Here is a 16,947-nt window from a genome sequence, read left to right as displayed (position 1 = left end):
AAAACGGGATTTCACATTCCATATTCAGCGGATGTGACCCGTATCCAGTAGCCGGAGGCAGCCATGAACCGTTTGACGACAGTATCGACCACACTTGGTCTGATCGGTTTGACTCTGGCTATGTTGACCGCACTGACAGGTGGCCCCTCGGCCATCGTTGCTTTGGGATTTGTGATGCTTGCCTTGGGCTTCATGGGTGCCGTGGTTGGCGCGGCGGCGGTCCTAGGGCGGGTGTGGGAGACCGTACGCTGACAGCGAGCAAATTCGCACCTCTTAACCGCAGATTCATACCTTTGCCTTGAAATGAGGCCCTGACCGGCGACGCGAAGGGGCTTGGCAAGGACATGCGGGACAGAAAACAGGCAGATGTGCCCGAAGGTACCGAAAGCCCGCTGAACGCGGCCGTCGCATCCCGTGACGAATCCTCGGTCCAGATGGCGACAGAAGCGGTGAAGTACAAACAGTGCAAACTGGCCTTTCAGCCTGTGATGCAGGCGCATCAACCATTCGGCGTGGCGTTCTACGAAGGGTTCATTCGGGTACTAGACGAAACCGGGCGGGTTATACCTGCGCGCGATTTCATGCCACAGCTTGAAAACACCCCCATCGGACGTGACCTGGATTGCGTCGCGCTTGAAATGGGGCTGAGGACGTTGACCAAAAACCCCGACATCCGCCTGTCCATCAACATGTCCGCACGTTCAATCGGCTACACGCGGTATTCGCGAGTGCTAGAGCGTTTTCTCAGGAAAGATTCCAGCGTGGGCGAACGGCTGATCCTGGAAATATCGGAAAGCTCGGCCATGACAGTACCAGAACTGGTGATTGATTTCATGGATCGGTTGCAACCGCGCGGCGTGGCTTTTGCGCTGGACGATTTCGGCGCAAGCAATTTCAGTTTCCGCCATTTTCGCGAGTTTTTGTTCGACGCCGCCAAGATCGACGGGCAGTTCGTCCGCGGGATTGCCGATAATCCGGACAATCAGGCGCTGGTCCGGGCGCTGGTCGCTGTGGCGCGGGAATTTGAAATTCTAGTGACCGCCGAATCGGTCGAAACCAGGCAAGATGCTGAATTCCTGGTGGCCAATGGCGTGGACTGCCTGCAGGGCTTTTTGTTCGGCGCGCCCACTGTTTCGGCCCCCTGGAGGGGTGAAAAAGCCAAGCAAACCGGTAGCTAAGCGCCGAAAAACTACCCCTGCGGAACCTGAGACAAGCTAACCGTTGCTGCAACTGCAGCGTTACGCTATTCCATGTGCAGTTGGAGCGGGGGATCATGGGGCGCTCTGGATCATAGGGGCTGGACTTCTACGATCTGCGCCATCACGGTTCCCACAGGACCTTGATGGTAAAGGATTGTCTATATGACCAACGTAGTAATCGCATCCGCCGCACGCACCGGTGTCGGCAGTTTTGGCGGCTCGTTTGCAAACACACCCGCACATGATCTGGGCACCGCCGTGCTTGAGGCCGTTGTAGAACGCGCCGGGGTCGACAAAGGTGAAGTAAGTGAAACCATCATGGGTCAGGTGCTGACGGCGGCTCAGGGCCAGAACCCGGCCCGTCAGGCCCATATCAATGCCGGTCTGCCGCAGGAAAGCGCGGCTTGGGGCATCAACCAGGTATGTGGCTCGGGCTTGCGTGCCGTGGCACTGGGTGCCCAGCACATCCAATTGGGCGATGCCGAGATCGTCGCCGCTGGTGGTCAGGAAAACATGACCCTGTCGCCCCATGCCGCCGCCCTGCGCGCCGGCCACAAAATGGGTGACATGAAATATATCGACACCATGATCCGCGACGGTCTGTGGGATGCCTTTAACGGCTATCACATGGGTCAGACTGCCGAAAACGTCGCCGAGAAATGGCAGATCAGCCGTGATATGCAGGACGAATTCGCCGTCGCTTCGCAAAACAAGGCAGAAGCCGCGCAAAAGGCAGGCAAATTCGCCGACGAAATCGTGCCTTTCACCATCAAGACCCGCAAGGGCGACATCGTGATGGACAAGGACGAATACATCCGCCACGGCGCGACCATGGAAGCCATGGCCAAACTGCGCCCTGCCTTCACCAAAGACGGCTCGGTCACTGCGGCAAACGCCTCGGGCCTGAACGACGGTGCAGCAGCGACCCTTCTGATGTCGGCTGAGAACGCTGAAAAGCGCGGGATCGAGCCTCTTGCCCGCATCGCATCTTACGCGACCGCTGGTTTGGACCCGTCGATCATGGGTGTTGGCCCGATCTACGCGTCGCGTAAAGCACTGGAAAAGGCAGGCTGGTCGGTAGACGATCTGGATCTGGTCGAAGCCAACGAAGCCTTCGCCGCACAAGCCTGCGCCGTGAACAAAGACATGGGCTGGGACCCGTCGATCGTGAACGTCAACGGCGGAGCCATCGCAATCGGTCACCCAATCGGTGCTTCGGGTTGCCGCGTTCTGAACACGCTGCTGTTCGAAATGAAACGCCGCGACGCGAAAAAGGGTCTGGCGACCCTGTGCATTGGTGGCGGCATGGGTGTCGCCCTGTGCGTGGAGCGCGACTAAGTGCGTTGACAACTAAATAGAAAAGGGCGTCCACTGGACGCCCTTTTTTGTTACAATCAGGCTTTAAACCGTAGATGCGACAATATCGCCGAACAGAAAGACAAAAACGAACACGAAACGATATTGCGCAGCAATCTCTCTCAGAGTAACAGAATTACCAAGTCAGACTAAATTGGAGGATTCCTCAATGGCACGTACAGCACTCGTCACCGGCGGTTCCCGCGGCATCGGCGCAGCAATTTCCAAGGCGCTCAAGGCCGAAGGCTACAATGTTGCAGCCACCTATGCCGGCAATGACGAAGCCGCCGCAAAATTCACCGAGGAAACCGGCATCGCCACCTACAAGTGGAACGTGGCCGATTACGACGAATCAAAAGCTGGCCTCGAAAAGGTCGAGGCCGAGGTTGGCCCGATCGACATCGTGGTCGCCAACGCAGGCATCACCCGCGACGCACCCTTCCACAAAATGACACCCGATCAGTGGAAAGACGTGATCGACACCAACCTGACCGGCGTGTTCAACACCGTTCACCCCATTTGGCCCGGCATGCGCGAGCGCAAGTTTGGCCGCGTAATCGTCATTAGCTCGATCAATGGTCAGAAAGGGCAGTTTGCACAGGTGAACTATGCCGCGACCAAAGCAGGCGATCTGGGCATCGTGAAGTCCCTGGCGCAAGAGGGCGCACGCGCGGGCATCACTGCAAACGCGATTTGCCCCGGCTATATCGCAACCGAGATGGTGATGGCGGTTCCGGAAAAAGTTCGCGAATCCATCATCGGTCAGATTCCCGCCGGTCGTCTGGGCGAGCCCGAAGAAATCGCGCGCTGCGTGGCATTCCTGGCGTCTGACGATTCTCAGTTCATCAATGGCTCGACGATTTCGGCCAACGGTGCGCAGTTCTTCGTCTGATCTGACGTACAATAAACAAAGCAGGCCGGTCCTTTTGGATCGGCCTTTTTTGTCTCGGCAGGCATGTTGAAGAATTGTAAATCTCCCTGGCGGCCCTGTCCGTTCAAATCAAAACGCAGCAAGAGGTCTTCCCATGACAAAAACACGCGCTACGGCCATCGGTTTTGTGGCCGTTCTACTGTGGTCTCTGCTGGCGCTGTTTACGGTCGGCTCTACGCCCACGCCGCCGCTTTTGCTGAACGCCATCTGTTTTTCTATTGGAGGCTCACTGGGTCTGATCTGGACATGGGCGTCGGGCGGGATGCCCCAACTACGTGCAGTGCCTTGGACGACGTATCTATTCGGTACTGTAGGGTTATTTGGCTACCACGCGTTGTACTTCTCGGCCCTGCGCATGGCTCCGGCGGCCGAGGCCGGGCTGATCGCCTATCTTTGGCCCCTGCTGATCGTGCTGTTTTCTGGGCTTTTACCGGGCGAGCATCTGCGTATCGGTCATCTCTTCGGGGCGTGTCTGGGCTTTGCCGGTGCCACCGTGATCATCGCCGGGGGCGGCAGTGCGGGGTTTCAGACCGCTCATCTGCCCGGGTATGGGTTGGCGCTGCTATGCGCGCTGACATGGTCGGGCTATTCGGTCCTGTCGCGCCGGTTGGGGGACACGCCGACCAGTTCGGTTGCGGTGTTTTGCATTTCGGCCGCCATCGCCTCGGGTGCGCTGCATCTGGCCGTTGAAGACACCATTTGGCCCAACAGCGCTTTTGGCTGGGCCTCGGTCTTAGCACTTGGACTGGGGCCGGTGGGGTTGGCGTTTTATGTATGGGATATCGGGGTAAAGCAGGGCGACATACAAATCCTCGGCACGGCCTCTTACGCGGCACCGCTGTTGTCTACGTTGGCTTTGGTTGTGGCCGGGATCGCCGCCCCGTCCTGGGAGCTGGCGATCGCGGCCGTTTTCATCACAGGCGGCGCGGCGATTGCCGCGCAGGCCAGTATGACTCGCTAGTGTGATAAGCGTTCGATCTCTTCTTTTAACTTAAGCTTCTGTTTTTTGAGTTGCGCAATATGGAGATCATCGATACCTGGCGAGCGTTGGGCTTGTTCTACTTCGAGACCGAGAGATTCGTGCTTCTTCTTCAGTTCGGTCAAGTGTGCGCTCACGCTCATGGCGATACTCCTCTGTTGGTGTCTGAGTTTCACGTAAGAAGTTGACCACATCGTTTCCAGACTGTCACGCTGCATACGCACAGATTCTGTAATAAATCCGACAAATTCGGCTGGTTAATGCCTATTGACCGGAAAATCCCGGCAAAGCAGCCCCGTCGCGCAGGACCGCCGAAACCTGCGGAGTATAGCTTTCACTGTCTTTTTCATGGCGATCCCCGGCATGCAGGATCAGTGGCGCATGCAGCCGAAACGCGGCTTTTCCGCCCTTTCTGGCCCGTAGAATCACCAATTCTGCGGCCCGACTGGTGCGTGCCGCCAGCGGCAACAGCTCGACCGAGCCCAAACGCCCGTTACACGCCACCAGCATGTCCGGCAAACGGTCGGCCTTTTGGATCATGTGCAAATAGCCGCGAGGCGCGAGGCGTTTGGCCGCAATATCGAACCAAAGTTCCAGCGCTGTGCCCTCACCCAGCGCGACGGCCCGCCCTTCGTCAGCGGCGGCGCTGTGTGCTCCGGCACGGTAATAAGGCGGGTTGGCAATCACATGATCGAACTGGCGTTGTCTCAAATCAGAAGGAAGGGCAGTGAGATCGGCCTCGACTACTTCTAACGATGCTTCATTTTCAGCCGCGTTACGACGCGCCAGATCGGCATAAGGTGTCTGCAATTCCACACCGACACCTTGCAACCCTGGTACGCGCGCCAGAAGGCAGAGGATCGCCGCCCCTGCCCCGCAGCCCAGCTCCAGCACGGTGTGACCACGTGTCGCCGGGACAGCCGCTGCCAGCAAGACTGGATCCACACCCGCACGATATCCCGAACGCGGCTGCCACAGGCGCACACGGCCGTTCAAAAAATCGTTACAGGTCAATTCGCTATCTGGGAAATGACTCATCGGCCCAAGGGAATTTCGTTATCACGCATCACCCGTTCGGCCCGCGTCAGATCATCGGCCCGCACCATAAGGCGGCGGGGGAAGATTCCGATGCCGCCTTCGAGGATGCTCATATTTACGTCCATCTGAAAGCAGTCTATATCCTCACCCTCAAGAAGGGCCGAAGCAAAGGCCAGGATCGTTGGATCGGTGCTGCGCAAAAGTTCTTTCATGGGGATGGATGTAAGGGCAAGGTTAGCCGAAAGTCGAGCCTTGTATCAGGAGTGTGATGGATATCGACACGATCACAAAACCGCATGAGCGGCTGGCGGACCTTCTGACCGACGAAATGGGCGCGGTGAATGAATTGATCAGCACGCGCATGGCCTCGGAACACGCGCCGCGCATCCCCGAGGTGACGGCGCATCTGGTCGAAGCTGGCGGCAAACGGCTGCGCCCGATGCTGACGCTGGCCGCTGCACGCCTGTTCGGTTATTCGGGCGACCATCATGTGCGTCTGGCTGCAACGGTAGAATTCATCCACACCGCGACCCTCCTGCATGACGACGTTGTCGACGAAAGCGCCCAACGGCGTGGCCGCCCAACGGCGAACCTGCTGTGGGACAACAAATCCAGCGTTCTGGTGGGCGATTACCTGTTCTCCCGCAGTTTCCAGCTGATGGTTGAGACTGGATCGCTGCGCGTTCTGGATATTCTGGCCAATGCCTCGGCCACAATTGCCGAAGGCGAAGTGCTGCAGATGACTGCAGCCACCGATCTGGGCACCGATGAAGCGATTTACCTGCAGGTTGTGCGCGGCAAGACCGCCGCGCTGTTCTCGGCCGCGACCGAAGTTGGCGGTGTGATCGCAGGCGCGTCGGAGGAACAGGTCAATGCGCTTTACGACTATGGTGATGCGCTGGGTATTGCCTTCCAGATCGCCGATGATTTGCTGGATTATCAAGGCGATAGCATAACCACGGGCAAAAACATTGGTGACGACTTCCGCGAGCGCAAATTGACTTTGCCGGTGATCAAGGCTGTGGCGCAAGCGACCCCTGACGAGCACGCATTTTGGGAGCGAACAATTGGCCGGGGCCGTCAGGACGAGGGCGATCTGGACCACGCGTTGAGCCTGATGGGCAAATACGGCACGCTGGACGCCACGCGGACGGACGCGTTTGGCTGGGCTACCAAGGCAAAGGATGCGCTGGCGCCCCTGCCCGATCATGAGATTCGCACATTGCTGCGCGATCTGGCCGATTACGTCGTCTCTCGCCTCAATTAAGCTGTACTGCGCGGCACCACCAATCGGGATGGGCCGCGCCGATCTCATAAGCTGCGAAATGCGCGTCTTTCATCGTGGGGTAGAGCGCAAAACAGGTTGAGCCCGAGCCCGACATGCGGGCCAGTAGCGCCTGTTTAGTGTCTGACAATTCATCAAGCACACGGGCCACATCTGGAGCCAACCCTATTGTCGGTGGTTCCAGATCATTGCGCTGCCTTCGCAGCCATGTCGCGCAATCCTCGGGTGTCTCAAAATCAGGGATATCATCGGGCATAGGTGGGTTGGTACGACTGTCCAGGGCCGAGAACACCGCGCCAGTGGGCATTTCTACGCCGGGATTGACCAACAAGGCAGGCAATGGGGGCAATGCCACCGGGTCTAGCTGCTCACCAATCCCACGCATCCGGGCGGCATGGGCCAACATACAGACCGGCACATCCGCACCCAGAGACAGCGGCTTGTCACGCAAGATGGGCATGCCTTGATCAGCGGCCATGCGGAGGGTTGCTGCGGCGTCGGATGATCCTCCGCCAATTCCGCCACCATGCGGCAGCACCTTGTTCAGGCCGATATGCCCGGTCCAGTCCGCAGCCTCGGCTGCTTTCCAGACTAGGTTACGGCTATCCGTAGGGACACCTTTGGCGTGTTCTCCGGTAACTGAAATCGACAATTCGGGGCCTGGCGTGAAGTGCAACCTGTCGCCGACATCCGCAAACACGACCAGTGAATCCAACAGGTGATATCCATCAGCCCGTTGGCCGGTCACATGTAGGGTCAGGTTGATTTTGGCGGGCGCGAAAGCCTCAGTTGCCATTGGCAACCTTCAGCGGTTCTGCCCCTTCTTCGGCCAGAACGCCATCCAGACCGATTTCCAGCTTGCGGCGGATACGGTCGGGATCCGCCTCACCATCAGTGTCTTCGGGATCAATGAAGGACAAGGCGCGCTTCCACTGGAATTCCGCCTCACGCGCGCGGCCCACGGCCCAATATACGTCGCCCAGATGGTCGTTCACCACCGGGTCAACCGCCATCAGCTCGACTGCGCGCTCCATATGTTCAACGGCCTCGTCATAACGGCCCAGACGGAACAGGACCCAGCCCAGACTGTCGACGATATAGCCACTGTCTGGTCGCGCCGCGACTGCCCGTTCGATCATGTCCAACGCCTCGTCCAACTTTTCACGCCGTTCAACCAGAGAATACCCCAGATAGTTCAGCACTTGCGGCTGATCCGGGTTCAGTTCCAGCGCGCGACGGAAATCAGCTTCGGCCTGATCCCATTGCTTGAGCCTTTCGTGCGAGATGCCACGAGCATAGTGTAGGAACCAATTCCCGCCTGCACCGGTATCGGTCAGCTCAATCGCACGATCATAAGACGCAACTGCGTTGGCGTAATCCTCTTGCTGGCGTTGCAGATCGGCCAACGCCACATGAACGCTGGGCAGGTTCGGGTTCTGGCTGGCCAGCGTCTGTAACACCTCGGCAGCCGCATCCTTTTTGTCTGACCGGCTGAGTACCTCGGCCCGGCCCAACTCGGCAGCATGATAGTCGCTACTACTGACGGGCACCTGACGATAGGCTTCCACGGCCAGATCATATTGTTCCAGCGCGTCCAGCAGCTCGGCACTCAGCAGAATTGCGTCAACGTGACCCGGGCGCAGAAAGACAGCTGTGCGAACATAGAGCAGGACGTAATTCTGCGCCGCCTCGTTGCTTAGCGCCGCGCCAACGGAAAAGAACACCTCGGCCATGCCATCCCGCGCCGATTGCACATGGGTGAACGGCAGGGTGTCACCTTCGCTCAAACGCGCCACATAACCTTCGATGGACGGGTCGCTGCCCGCCGCAAATACCTCACCAAGGAATTGCTGGGCCTCTTCATTACGGTCCAGCTGCGACAGAACCTCAGCTCTGGCCAGAGCTGCCCGGCGGGAAAAGCGGGCGACAGCACCGTTATGGGCCGTGAAAACTTCTTCAGCCCCCTCGAAATCGCCAAACGAGGCCAGCGCCAACGCTTTGTGGTACAGGGCGAAGTCGCGCAAGCCGTCCTGCGTTGCGACCTCGTCAAACTTTTCCATCGCACTGGTCATGGCCCCTTGGCCAATATACGCCCAACCCTGCATCAGGCCATCGACCAAAGGCCCCACTCCCTGTGTTTCGGGATCGCGGGCCAGCAATTCATCGAGCTTGCCATCGGCCACCAGATTAGCGGTGATCACCATCCGAGCTGCCTGGCTGGGCAGGCCGATATCTTCAATCATCTGCGCAACAGGCAGTGCGCGTTTTACTTCGCCCAGGGCCAGCCGGGCGACAACAACGCTTTCTAGCAATGCTGCATTTTCGGGATCGGCCTTTAGGGCCTGCGCGTAGTATCTTTCAGCAGACGAGTAATCGTTCTGATAGATAGCCTGACGGCCGGCCAGATATGCACCTGACCCGGAATCCGCCAGCGCCGGAAGCGCAATCGACGAGGTGAAGAGCGCAGCCACTGCGGCGCGACGAACCAGAGAAATCACCAAAATCCTGCCTTGCTGTTCTTGTCTGCGAAACAAGCTAGGGCTTTGGCTGGCAAGAGGCAATGGCAGAGCTTTCACGACCCTGCCAGTGCCCGGTTTTTTGCTTACATGTTTGGATAGTTTGGCCCGTCGCCGCCCTGGGGTGTGGTCCAGGTAATATTCTGGCTGGGGTCTTTGATATCACAGGTCTTGCAGTGCACGCAGTTTTGGAAGTTGATCACGAAGCGCGGTGTGCCTTCATCCTCGACCATCTCATACACGCCTGCCGGGCAGTAACGCTGCGCCGGTTCGTCGAACTTGGGCAGGTTCACTTTGACCGGAATGTCCGGGTCGGTCAGCTTCAGGTGGCAGGGCTGGCTTTCCTCGTGGTTGGTCATCGCGAACGAGACGTTGGTCAGACGGTCGAAGGACAGCGTGCCATCGGGTTTGGGATAGTCGATGGGCTGATGCTTGCTGGCCTCTTCGGTCGATTCAGCATCGTTCTTGCCGTGGCCCAGCGTGCCCAGCAGCGAAAAGCCCAGCGTGTTGGTCCACATGTCCATACCGCCCAGTACCAGCGAAGCGGTCAGGCCGTATTTCGACCACAGCGGTTTGACGTTGCGCACTTTTTTCAGGTCGTCACCAATGGCGCCGTCACGGACATCGACCTCATAAGCGGTCAGCTCATCGCCCGAACGGTCAGCCTTGATGGCGTCATAGGCTGCTTCGGCAGCGGCCTTGCCCGACAGCATTGCGTTGTGGTTGCCCTTGATGCGCGGCACGTTGACCATGCCCGCCGAGCAGCCCAGCAGCGCCACACCGGGCGCCACCAGCTTGGGCATCGACTGATAGCCGCCCTCGGTGATCGCACGTGCACCATAAGCCACGCGCTTGCCGCCTTTCAGCAGATCGGCCACCACCGGGTGATGCTTGAAGCGCTGGAACTCCATGTACGGGTACAGATGCGGGTTCTTGTAGTTCAGGTGCACCACGAACCCGACATAGACCTGATTGTTTTCCAGGTGATAGATGAACGACCCGCCGCCCGCATTGCTGCCCAGCGGCCAGCCCATGGTATGGGTGACCGAGCCTTCCTTGTGCTTGGCCGGATCGATCTCCCAGATCTCTTTCATACCGACGCCGTATTTCTGCACCTCTTTGCCAGCCTGCAGATCGTATTTGGCGATCACTTCCTTGGACAGCGAGCCGCGCACGCCTTCCGACAGGAAGACATATTTGCCGTGCAGTTCCATCCCTGGCTCGGTGCCGGGGCCATACGATCCGTCGGGCTCAAGGCCGAACACGCCAGCCACGACGCCTTTGACCTCGCCATTGTCGCCATAAACCAGTTCCGAACATGCCATGCCGGGGAAGATTTCCACGCCCAGCTCTTCGGCCTGTTCTGCCATCCAACGGCAGACATTGCCCATCGAGACGATGTAGTTGCCGTGGTTGTTCATCAGTGGCGGCATCGGGAAGTTCGGGATGCGAATCTTGCCCGCCTCACCCAGCATATAGAAATTGTCTTCGGTCACCGGCGTGTTCAGCGGCGCGCCTTTTTCCTTCCAGTCAGGAATCAGCGCGTCCAGACCGCACGGATCCAGCACCGCGCCCGACAGGATATGCGCGCCCACTTCCGAGCCCTTTTCCAGAACAACGACGTTCAGATCGGCATCCAGCTGTTTCAGACGGATGGCCGCTGACAGGCCCGCCGGGCCTGCGCCCACGATCACCACATCGTATTCCATCGCTTCGCGTTCAATCTCGGCCATCGCGGGCTCCTTAGCTAACTTTCCGAATTGGCGCTTTCTACATGCGGTCGGCGCAATATTGTTTCACGGCTGATTACATGGTTGGAAAGACCTTGGTCAATCAAAACACGGCGTAACATTGCTGCAATGCGGCAGTTATGTATCGGGAGAGTCCCCCATAAGGTACCTGGGACCGCTACCATGGGATTTGGCGCGGTCATCCGGGTTGTAAAGGGCGCATTTCGGCAGGCTCAGACAACCGCAACCGATGCAGCCATCCAGATTGTCGCGCAACCGCGTCAAGGTGGCGATTCGCTGATCCAGACGGTCACGCAGCCCGACACTAATTCTCTGCCAATCCTTTGGTGTCGGTGTGCGGTTGCCGGGCAGGTCTGACAGCACCTCCCTGATCTCAGGCAAGGTCAATCCGAATTGCTGGGCGATCATGACGAAACTCAACCGCCGAATATCGGCGCGCTGATACCGCCGCTGCCCGCCTGCGTTGCGCCAAGGCGCGATCAGACCCTGTGCCTCGTAATACCGGATAGCCGATACCGCCAGCCCGGTGCGCCGGGCCAATGCGCCAATTGCCAGCCCCTCAGATACCGCCATTTTGATCTCGCAAAATTACCTTGACTTAAAGTTAGGTTTAGAAATTACAGTGAGTCGTGACAAGCCTCAATTCACAAAGGAGACCCCCATGATGGCGACACTCGAACACACCAATTTCACCGTTCGCGACCCGCAGGCCTCGGCCGCATGGATGCACAAGGTATTTGGCTGGAAAACCCGCTGGGAAGGCCCGGCCATAGCGGGCGGCTACACGGTGCATGTCGGCAGCGCGCACACCTATCTGGCACTGTATGCGCCCAGCGATCCGCAACTATCAGGCGAAAGCAGCTATGACATCATTGGCGGGCTGAACCATGTGGGTGTTTTGGTCGAAGATCTCGACGCTACCGAACAGCAAGTGATCAAAGCCGGATTCACCCCAAAATCCCATGCAGATTACGAACCCGGCAAACGGTTCTACTTTGACGACGACAATGGCATCGAATTCGAAGTGATTAGTTATGGATAGGCCGTAATCCGCCCGCTGAAGGGCCAAGCCCTCTTGCAATTCACGCCTCATTTGGGTCAGGTATTTGCCAACCCATCAATTCGCCCCGACGCTGGTTCCATGCGGCGGGGCGCATCAATTTATGCGTGGACGACAAGACCATGGAAAAAATTCCGATGACGCCTGCGGGCAATGCCGCGCTCGAGGCAGAGCTGAAGAACCTGAAATCCGTTGAGCGCCCTGCGATCATCGAGGCCATCGCCTCGGCCCGTGAACTGGGCGACCTGAAGGAAAATGCCGAGTATCACTCGGCCCGCGAAAAGCAGGGATTTATCGAAGGTCGCATCAAAGAGCTGGAAGGCATCCTGTCGCTGGCCGACGTGATCGACCCGGCCAAACTGTCTGGTGCGATCAAATTCGGTGCAAAGGTTACGCTGGTCGATGAAGACACAGATGAAGAAAAGACCTGGCAAATTGTGGGTGAGTACGAGGCCAATATCGAAAACGGCCTGCTGAACATCAAATCCCCCATCGCCCGTGCCCTGATTGGCAAGGACGAAGGCGACAGTGTCGAGGTCCGCACCCCCGGCGGTGTTCGGTCTTACGAAGTTCTGAGTATCGAGTACGCCTGACCGGAGCGTCCCTCATGTCCGAGCCCAAGTCTGAACAGGAAGCCGAGCGACCGACGTCGCTGGGTATTTACGACAAGCCCTCTCGCCCGTCCGTAACCGAGATCGAAATCGCAGCCGTTGTGCTGAGCTTGATCTGGCTGGTGGTTTCGGTGGTCTTTCTGGTGCTGCCCGACGATGTTGAGGGCGGCGGGTTTGTGGTCACCCTATTGGCGGTGTTTATGCCGGTGGCAATGATCTGGGTCGCGGCCACGGCGATGCGCGCCAGCCGCGTCATGCGCGAAGAAAGTGAGCGGTTGCAGACCGCGATTGATGCAATCCGGCACACCTATGTCCTTCAGCAACAGCGGGCCGCTATTTCCCATGAACCGGCAGTCAGCAAGAAGCTGGACGAAATCGCCGTATCCACGAAAAAAACTGAAAGCGCGCTCGCCACGTTTTCCACCAATCGCAGCGAACCTGCGCGGGCAGCTGCGCCGATCCGAACCGGCGACCAAACCACGTTAGAGCTGGGCACGCAGGCCGAAGACATTGCTCCGCCGCTGAGCACTAATATCTTCATCCGGGCGCTGAACTTTCCCGAAACTCAAGATGACACCGAAGGGTTCGATGCCCTGCGTCTGGCGCTGAAGGACCGCAAGACCGCGCAATTGGTGCAGGCTTCGCAGGATGTTCTAACCCTGCTCAGCCAGGAAGGCATCTATATGGATGACCTGCGCCCTGACATGGCTCGCCCCGAAATCTGGCGCCAATTCGCGCAGGGTGCCCGTGGACGCTCGGTTGCGGCATTGGGTGGTATTCGGGATCGGTCATCGCTGGCGCTAACGGCTGCGCGCATGAAGCAGGATCCGATCTTTCGCGACGCCGCGCACCATTTCCTGCGCCGATTTGACCACATGATAGTGGCCTTTGAGCCCGAAGCCAGCGATGCCGATCTGACAGCCCTGGGCGAAACCCGCACAGCGCGGGCGTTTATGCTGCTGGGGCGCGTCGCTGGGACCTTTGATTAAAGCCCAAAACTACCGTAGGGGATGAACCGGACCATATCGCCCGGTTTGATATGCCGTGCGCCGTCTTCGATCTCGACCAGCCCTTCCGCCCAGCTAAGCCCACTGATACGGCCCGACCCTTCCGAGGCAAATACCTCGGCCCGGCCATCGCGCACACGGGCGCGCAGATATTCGCGGCGGCCCGGTTTCTTGCGTTTTTCAAAAGCGGCAGGCAGATCAAACCCCTGTGGGTCCTGCCAGCCTTCACCGGCCATCAGACCCAACGCCGGACGTGCAAAGATCAACGTACAAACCTTGGCCGCCACCGGATTGCCCGGCAGGCCAAACACCGGCGTACCTTCCCACAATCCCAGAGCCAGCGGCCGTCCTGGTTTTAGCGCAATCCGCCATTCCTGCATCGCGCCCGCCTCTCGCAACAGGGCCGATACGTGATCCTCATCCCCGGCAGATGCACCGCCACTGGTCAGGATCACATCCGCCTGTTCCGCCGCTGTGTTCAGGCGGTCGCGCAAATCCTCCCGGTCGTCTGAAACCCGCCCCATATCTACCGGCTGAAAGCCCATGCGCTCGATCAGCGACAGCAGCATTGGACGATTGGCATCAAATATCTGGCCCAGCCCGGCACTTTCTCCGGGTTCGACTAACTCGTCCCCGGTCGACAACACTGCCACTCGCAGCGTCTTGCGCACGGAAACCTCTGCGATTCCGGTGGCCGACAACAATGCCAGATCGGCAGGCGTCAACCTGCGACCCGCGGGCAGAACCAGATCGCCCTCGGTTATGTCCTCACCAGCGCGACGAGTATTGGCCCCTTGTTTCAAAGGGCCGTGAAAGGCGATGTGGCCGTCCTGTACTGTCACGTCCTCTTCCAGAATGACCGTGTCCACGCCCGCAGGCAGCGCCGCGCCGGTCAGCACGCGCAATGCGTGGCCATCCGGCACCGTGCCATCGAACGGAATTCCCGCCGCTGTACGTCCGGGATGTAAGGGCATCACCTGCGGGCCCTCAGGTACCGCACCGGCAAACCCATAGCCATCCACAGCCGTATTCGGCTGCGGCGGGTTCGAGCGTTTAGCGATGATATCCTCGGCCAGAATGCGCCCTGTGGCCTGCGGCAAAGCCGCCGTTTCGGTCGCTGTGACCACCGTCAAGCGCTGGCGCAGCAAGGCCAGCGCGTCATCCACAGGCGTCCAGTTCACCCCTGCGGGCAAGGCAAAACAATCGTTGCGCAGGGGGGGCGGTGCGATATCCGGCTTGCGTTGTGACACTCCCAAAATCCAGCCTTCCTCTGCTGCGTTGACGTTTAGGTGGTCCGCCAATTCCTCGGGCGGCATTCCGGCTAGCGACATGGCGACCTGCTCAACCTGCCAAGCGTCCTTGATCTGGTCTTTAGGCCCAGCCTCCAGGGTAAGCGAGGGCCAGATTTCCACAAAGGCAACCAGAGTGTCCAGCACCTCGAACGGCCAGACCGAGACCTTCCCTGCGAAAGCGCGACGCAAACGGGCCAGAACCGGCAGGCCGGTCATGACCTGACCACCCACAGCACCGGTCCCGCCCATTTGCCAGCAGGTAAATGTGCCCTTGGCTTCGGGTATCAATTCGACGGAACGGCGGTCGGGAAAGGGGTTGTGATAATCAGCCTTGTTCTTGGGCAGACCGTCGATGTCCCGCTGCACGCCATTGAACCAGAACGGGCCCTTGCCGCCAAAGCGGCGGTTGATCTCTCCGGCCAAGTCGAACCGGTTGTTGGTTTTTGGCGAATCCTCGATCCGTTCCTCAAACCACTCCCACAAATGCAGTGGATCATCCGATCCGGTCAGTGCGTGGGCGAACCCTTTGGGATAGCCAAAGGGAAAATCGAACCCCAGACACAACCGCCGTCCGGCGGCAATCTCATCCGCTATCAGGTCTTGCAGCCATTGCTCAGCAATCTTTCGGTTTCTGAGGTAAATTGGTTCCTCTGCCCTGCCCTGACGGACCACACAGGCCCAGATTGCATCCTTGCGCGGGCGGGGGCCGGTGTCATTGCCACCGGACCAGTCGACCATAGCAAAACTGTCGAAACTGGTCACAAACCGACCTCGTGCAAAATGAAATCCGCGATGGCTGCGGTATCATTCAGGTCAAAGACCGGCACTTCTACATCCAACGGCGTGTCACTGGCGACGGCACGGACGGAGGCATTCTCAGGGGCCATCAGCGTATTCCCTGCCACGGCCCGGTAGGCCTCGACCTTGGGGTGGGCTTCGCGCTTGAACCCCTCGATCAGCACCAGATCAACCGGCGACAGGCGCGCCAACAAAGCCTCCAATGATGGCTCGGGGGCGCCGCGCAGCTCTTGCATGATCGCGACGCGTTGACCCGAGGCCAGCAGAACCTCGGAAGCGCCTGCGGTGCGATGACGATAGCTGTCCGTACCCGGCTGATCTACATCCACAGCGTGATGGGCGTGTTTCAAGGTCGAGACAGTAAAACCGCGCCCGGTGATTTCAGTCACCAGCCGCTCCATCAACCCGGTTTTGCCTGCGTTTTTCCAGCCGGTGACGCCGTAGACCCTCATGCTTGCTCCAGCAGTTGTTCCGCGCGAGCCAGATCGTCAGGGGTGTTGACGTTGAAAAACGGGTCAAAGGGATCGGCGGGGAATAGAGCCTCGCGCCCGTCATGTTTGTCAGTCCAAAGCACGACTTTGCGCAACCCATCGTTCAGCGCATCCCTCAAATCATCGCGCAGTGCGACCGGCCAGAGACCAAAGGTCGGGTGTCGGTTTATCCGCTTTCCACCCCCAGATTTCAGCTCTTCCCCGGTGCGCGGCGTGGTGGCCAGTGCCAACGGATGTGTCTGACCTTCGGTCGCAGCAACCAAACGCTCCACCAGATCGCGGGGTAAGAACGGCGTGTCGGCAGCAGCAGTTACGATATAGTCAGCCCCTTGCGTGGCCGCCCAGTCGAGCCCGGCCAGAACGCCCGCCAGAGGACCAGCAAAGCCTTCGATCGTGTCAGGCAGAATGGGCAGGTTCAGATCGGCGAACCGTTCCGGATCACCATTAGCATTCAGCGCAAGGCCGTCCACCTGTGGGGCCAGCCGGTCGATCACATGGGACAGCAGGCTCTGCCCGCCGATCTGCAACAGGCCCTTGTCGCCGCCGCCCATTCGGGTGGCGAGACCACCTGCGAGGATGATGCCGAGTGGGCGCGTCATGTGGAGATCTCCAGGAGTTCATAGGGCCGCGTCG

The 16,947-nt window shown here is 59.1% G+C and carries 19 protein-coding genes; 9 read left to right on the top strand and 10 right to left on the bottom strand.

What is annotated here, in order from left to right; genetic code table 11:
- Nucleotides 1-63 precede the first annotated feature (63 nt).
- From ACR0DT_RS14555 to yddG, 5 genes are all read left to right on the top strand, one after another.
- Nucleotides 64-252, top strand: a complete 189-nt coding sequence (locus tag ACR0DT_RS14555; RefSeq protein WP_480711440.1) for a hypothetical protein — start codon at nt 64-66, stop codon at nt 250-252.
- Nucleotides 253-344: 92 nt separating this feature from the next.
- Nucleotides 345-1,178 carry an EAL domain-containing protein gene (locus ACR0DT_RS14550; protein WP_480711439.1) on the top strand — a complete coding sequence of 278 codons (834 nt, stop codon included), beginning with the start codon at nt 345-347 and terminating at the stop codon, nt 1,176-1,178.
- A gap of 183 nt (nt 1,179-1,361) precedes the next feature.
- Nucleotides 1,362-2,537, top strand: coding sequence for an acetyl-CoA C-acetyltransferase (locus ACR0DT_RS14545; RefSeq protein WP_480711438.1), 1,176 nt, complete (start codon nt 1,362-1,364; stop codon nt 2,535-2,537).
- Between the two features lie 187 nt (nt 2,538-2,724).
- A complete protein-coding gene (gene phbB / locus ACR0DT_RS14540; protein WP_480429789.1) occupies nt 2,725-3,447 on the top strand; it encodes an acetoacetyl-CoA reductase in 723 nt (240 codons plus the stop codon).
- Nucleotides 3,448-3,580: 133 nt separating this feature from the next.
- Nucleotides 3,581-4,447: an aromatic amino acid exporter YddG gene (yddG, locus tag ACR0DT_RS14535; protein ID WP_480711437.1), complete on the top strand. Its 867-nt coding sequence runs from the start codon at nt 3,581-3,583 to the stop codon at nt 4,445-4,447.
- On the opposite strand, the gene ACR0DT_RS14530 is transcribed toward yddG, so the two are convergent.
- The 3 genes from ACR0DT_RS14530 to ACR0DT_RS14520 form a co-directional block, all read right to left on the bottom strand.
- Nucleotides 4,444-4,608 carry a YdcH family protein gene (locus tag ACR0DT_RS14530; protein WP_480711436.1) on the bottom strand — a complete coding sequence of 55 codons (165 nt, stop codon included), beginning with the start codon at nt 4,606-4,608 and terminating at the stop codon, nt 4,444-4,446. The genes yddG and ACR0DT_RS14530 overlap by 4 nt on opposite strands.
- Nucleotides 4,609-4,729: 121 nt before the next feature.
- Nucleotides 4,730-5,503 (bottom strand): tRNA1(Val) (adenine(37)-N6)-methyltransferase, encoded by a 774-nt coding sequence (locus ACR0DT_RS14525; RefSeq protein WP_480711435.1) that lies wholly within the window; start codon nt 5,501-5,503, stop codon nt 4,730-4,732.
- A complete protein-coding gene (locus tag ACR0DT_RS14520; RefSeq protein WP_037316655.1) occupies nt 5,500-5,715 on the bottom strand; it encodes a putative signal transducing protein in 216 nt (71 codons plus the stop codon). Before ACR0DT_RS14520 ends, ACR0DT_RS14525 begins: the two co-directional genes overlap by 4 nt.
- Nucleotides 5,716-5,771: 56 nt before the next feature.
- Between ACR0DT_RS14520 and ACR0DT_RS14515 the strand changes: the two genes are divergently transcribed.
- Nucleotides 5,772-6,770 (top strand): polyprenyl synthetase family protein, encoded by a 999-nt coding sequence (locus tag ACR0DT_RS14515; protein ID WP_480711434.1) that lies wholly within the window; start codon nt 5,772-5,774, stop codon nt 6,768-6,770.
- On the opposite strand, the gene ACR0DT_RS14510 is transcribed toward ACR0DT_RS14515, so the two are convergent.
- The 4 genes from ACR0DT_RS14510 to soxR form a co-directional block, all read right to left on the bottom strand.
- Nucleotides 6,763-7,584 (bottom strand): 4-(cytidine 5'-diphospho)-2-C-methyl-D-erythritol kinase, encoded by an 822-nt coding sequence (locus ACR0DT_RS14510; RefSeq protein WP_480711433.1) that lies wholly within the window; start codon nt 7,582-7,584, stop codon nt 6,763-6,765. The genes ACR0DT_RS14515 and ACR0DT_RS14510 overlap by 8 nt on opposite strands.
- Nucleotides 7,574-9,286 (bottom strand): tetratricopeptide repeat protein, encoded by a 1,713-nt coding sequence (locus tag ACR0DT_RS14505; protein WP_480711432.1) that lies wholly within the window; start codon nt 9,284-9,286, stop codon nt 7,574-7,576. The genes ACR0DT_RS14510 and ACR0DT_RS14505 overlap by 11 nt, the downstream gene beginning before the upstream one ends.
- A gap of 104 nt (nt 9,287-9,390) precedes the next feature.
- A complete protein-coding gene (locus ACR0DT_RS14500) occupies nt 9,391-11,037 on the bottom strand; it encodes an electron transfer flavoprotein-ubiquinone oxidoreductase (RefSeq protein ID WP_480711431.1) in 1,647 nt (548 codons plus the stop codon).
- A 135-nt stretch (nt 11,038-11,172) separates the two neighbouring features.
- Nucleotides 11,173-11,628: a redox-sensitive transcriptional activator SoxR gene (soxR, locus tag ACR0DT_RS14495; RefSeq protein ID WP_480711430.1), complete on the bottom strand. Its 456-nt coding sequence runs from the start codon at nt 11,626-11,628 to the stop codon at nt 11,173-11,175.
- A gap of 88 nt (nt 11,629-11,716) precedes the next feature.
- Between soxR and ACR0DT_RS14490 the strand changes: the two genes are divergently transcribed.
- From ACR0DT_RS14490 to ACR0DT_RS14480, 3 genes are all read left to right on the top strand, one after another.
- A complete protein-coding gene (locus tag ACR0DT_RS14490) occupies nt 11,717-12,097 on the top strand; it encodes a VOC family protein (RefSeq protein ID WP_480711429.1) in 381 nt (126 codons plus the stop codon).
- Nucleotides 12,098-12,237: 140 nt separating this feature from the next.
- Nucleotides 12,238-12,708, top strand: coding sequence for a transcription elongation factor GreA (greA, locus tag ACR0DT_RS14485; protein ID WP_170749941.1), 471 nt, complete (start codon nt 12,238-12,240; stop codon nt 12,706-12,708).
- 14 nt (nt 12,709-12,722) lie between these two features.
- A complete protein-coding gene (locus ACR0DT_RS14480; protein WP_480711428.1) occupies nt 12,723-13,715 on the top strand; it encodes a hypothetical protein in 993 nt (330 codons plus the stop codon).
- Here ACR0DT_RS14480 and ACR0DT_RS14475 read toward each other — a convergent pair.
- From ACR0DT_RS14475 to mobA, 3 genes are read right to left on the bottom strand one after another with little or no spacing between them, the layout of a single operon-like run.
- On the bottom strand, nt 13,712-15,787 hold the full coding sequence (locus ACR0DT_RS14475) for a molybdenum cofactor synthesis domain-containing protein (protein WP_480711427.1): 2,076 nt from the start codon (nt 15,785-15,787) through the stop codon (nt 13,712-13,714). The genes ACR0DT_RS14480 and ACR0DT_RS14475 overlap by 4 nt on opposite strands.
- Nucleotides 15,784-16,275, bottom strand: a complete 492-nt coding sequence (gene mobB, locus ACR0DT_RS14470; RefSeq protein ID WP_480711426.1) for a molybdopterin-guanine dinucleotide biosynthesis protein B — start codon at nt 16,273-16,275, stop codon at nt 15,784-15,786. The genes ACR0DT_RS14475 and mobB overlap by 4 nt, the downstream gene beginning before the upstream one ends.
- Entirely contained in the window at nt 16,272-16,913 is a 642-nt protein-coding gene (gene mobA, locus ACR0DT_RS14465) for a molybdenum cofactor guanylyltransferase MobA (protein ID WP_480711425.1), read from the bottom strand. The genes mobB and mobA overlap by 4 nt, the downstream gene beginning before the upstream one ends.
- Between the last annotated feature and the right edge of the window lie 34 nt (nt 16,914-16,947).

The sequence above is a fragment of the Ruegeria sp. BI11 genome (genome assembly GCF_056538005.1).
The sequence above is the reverse complement of the archived record's forward strand: the minus strand, read 5'-3'. Positions and strand labels throughout refer to the sequence as shown.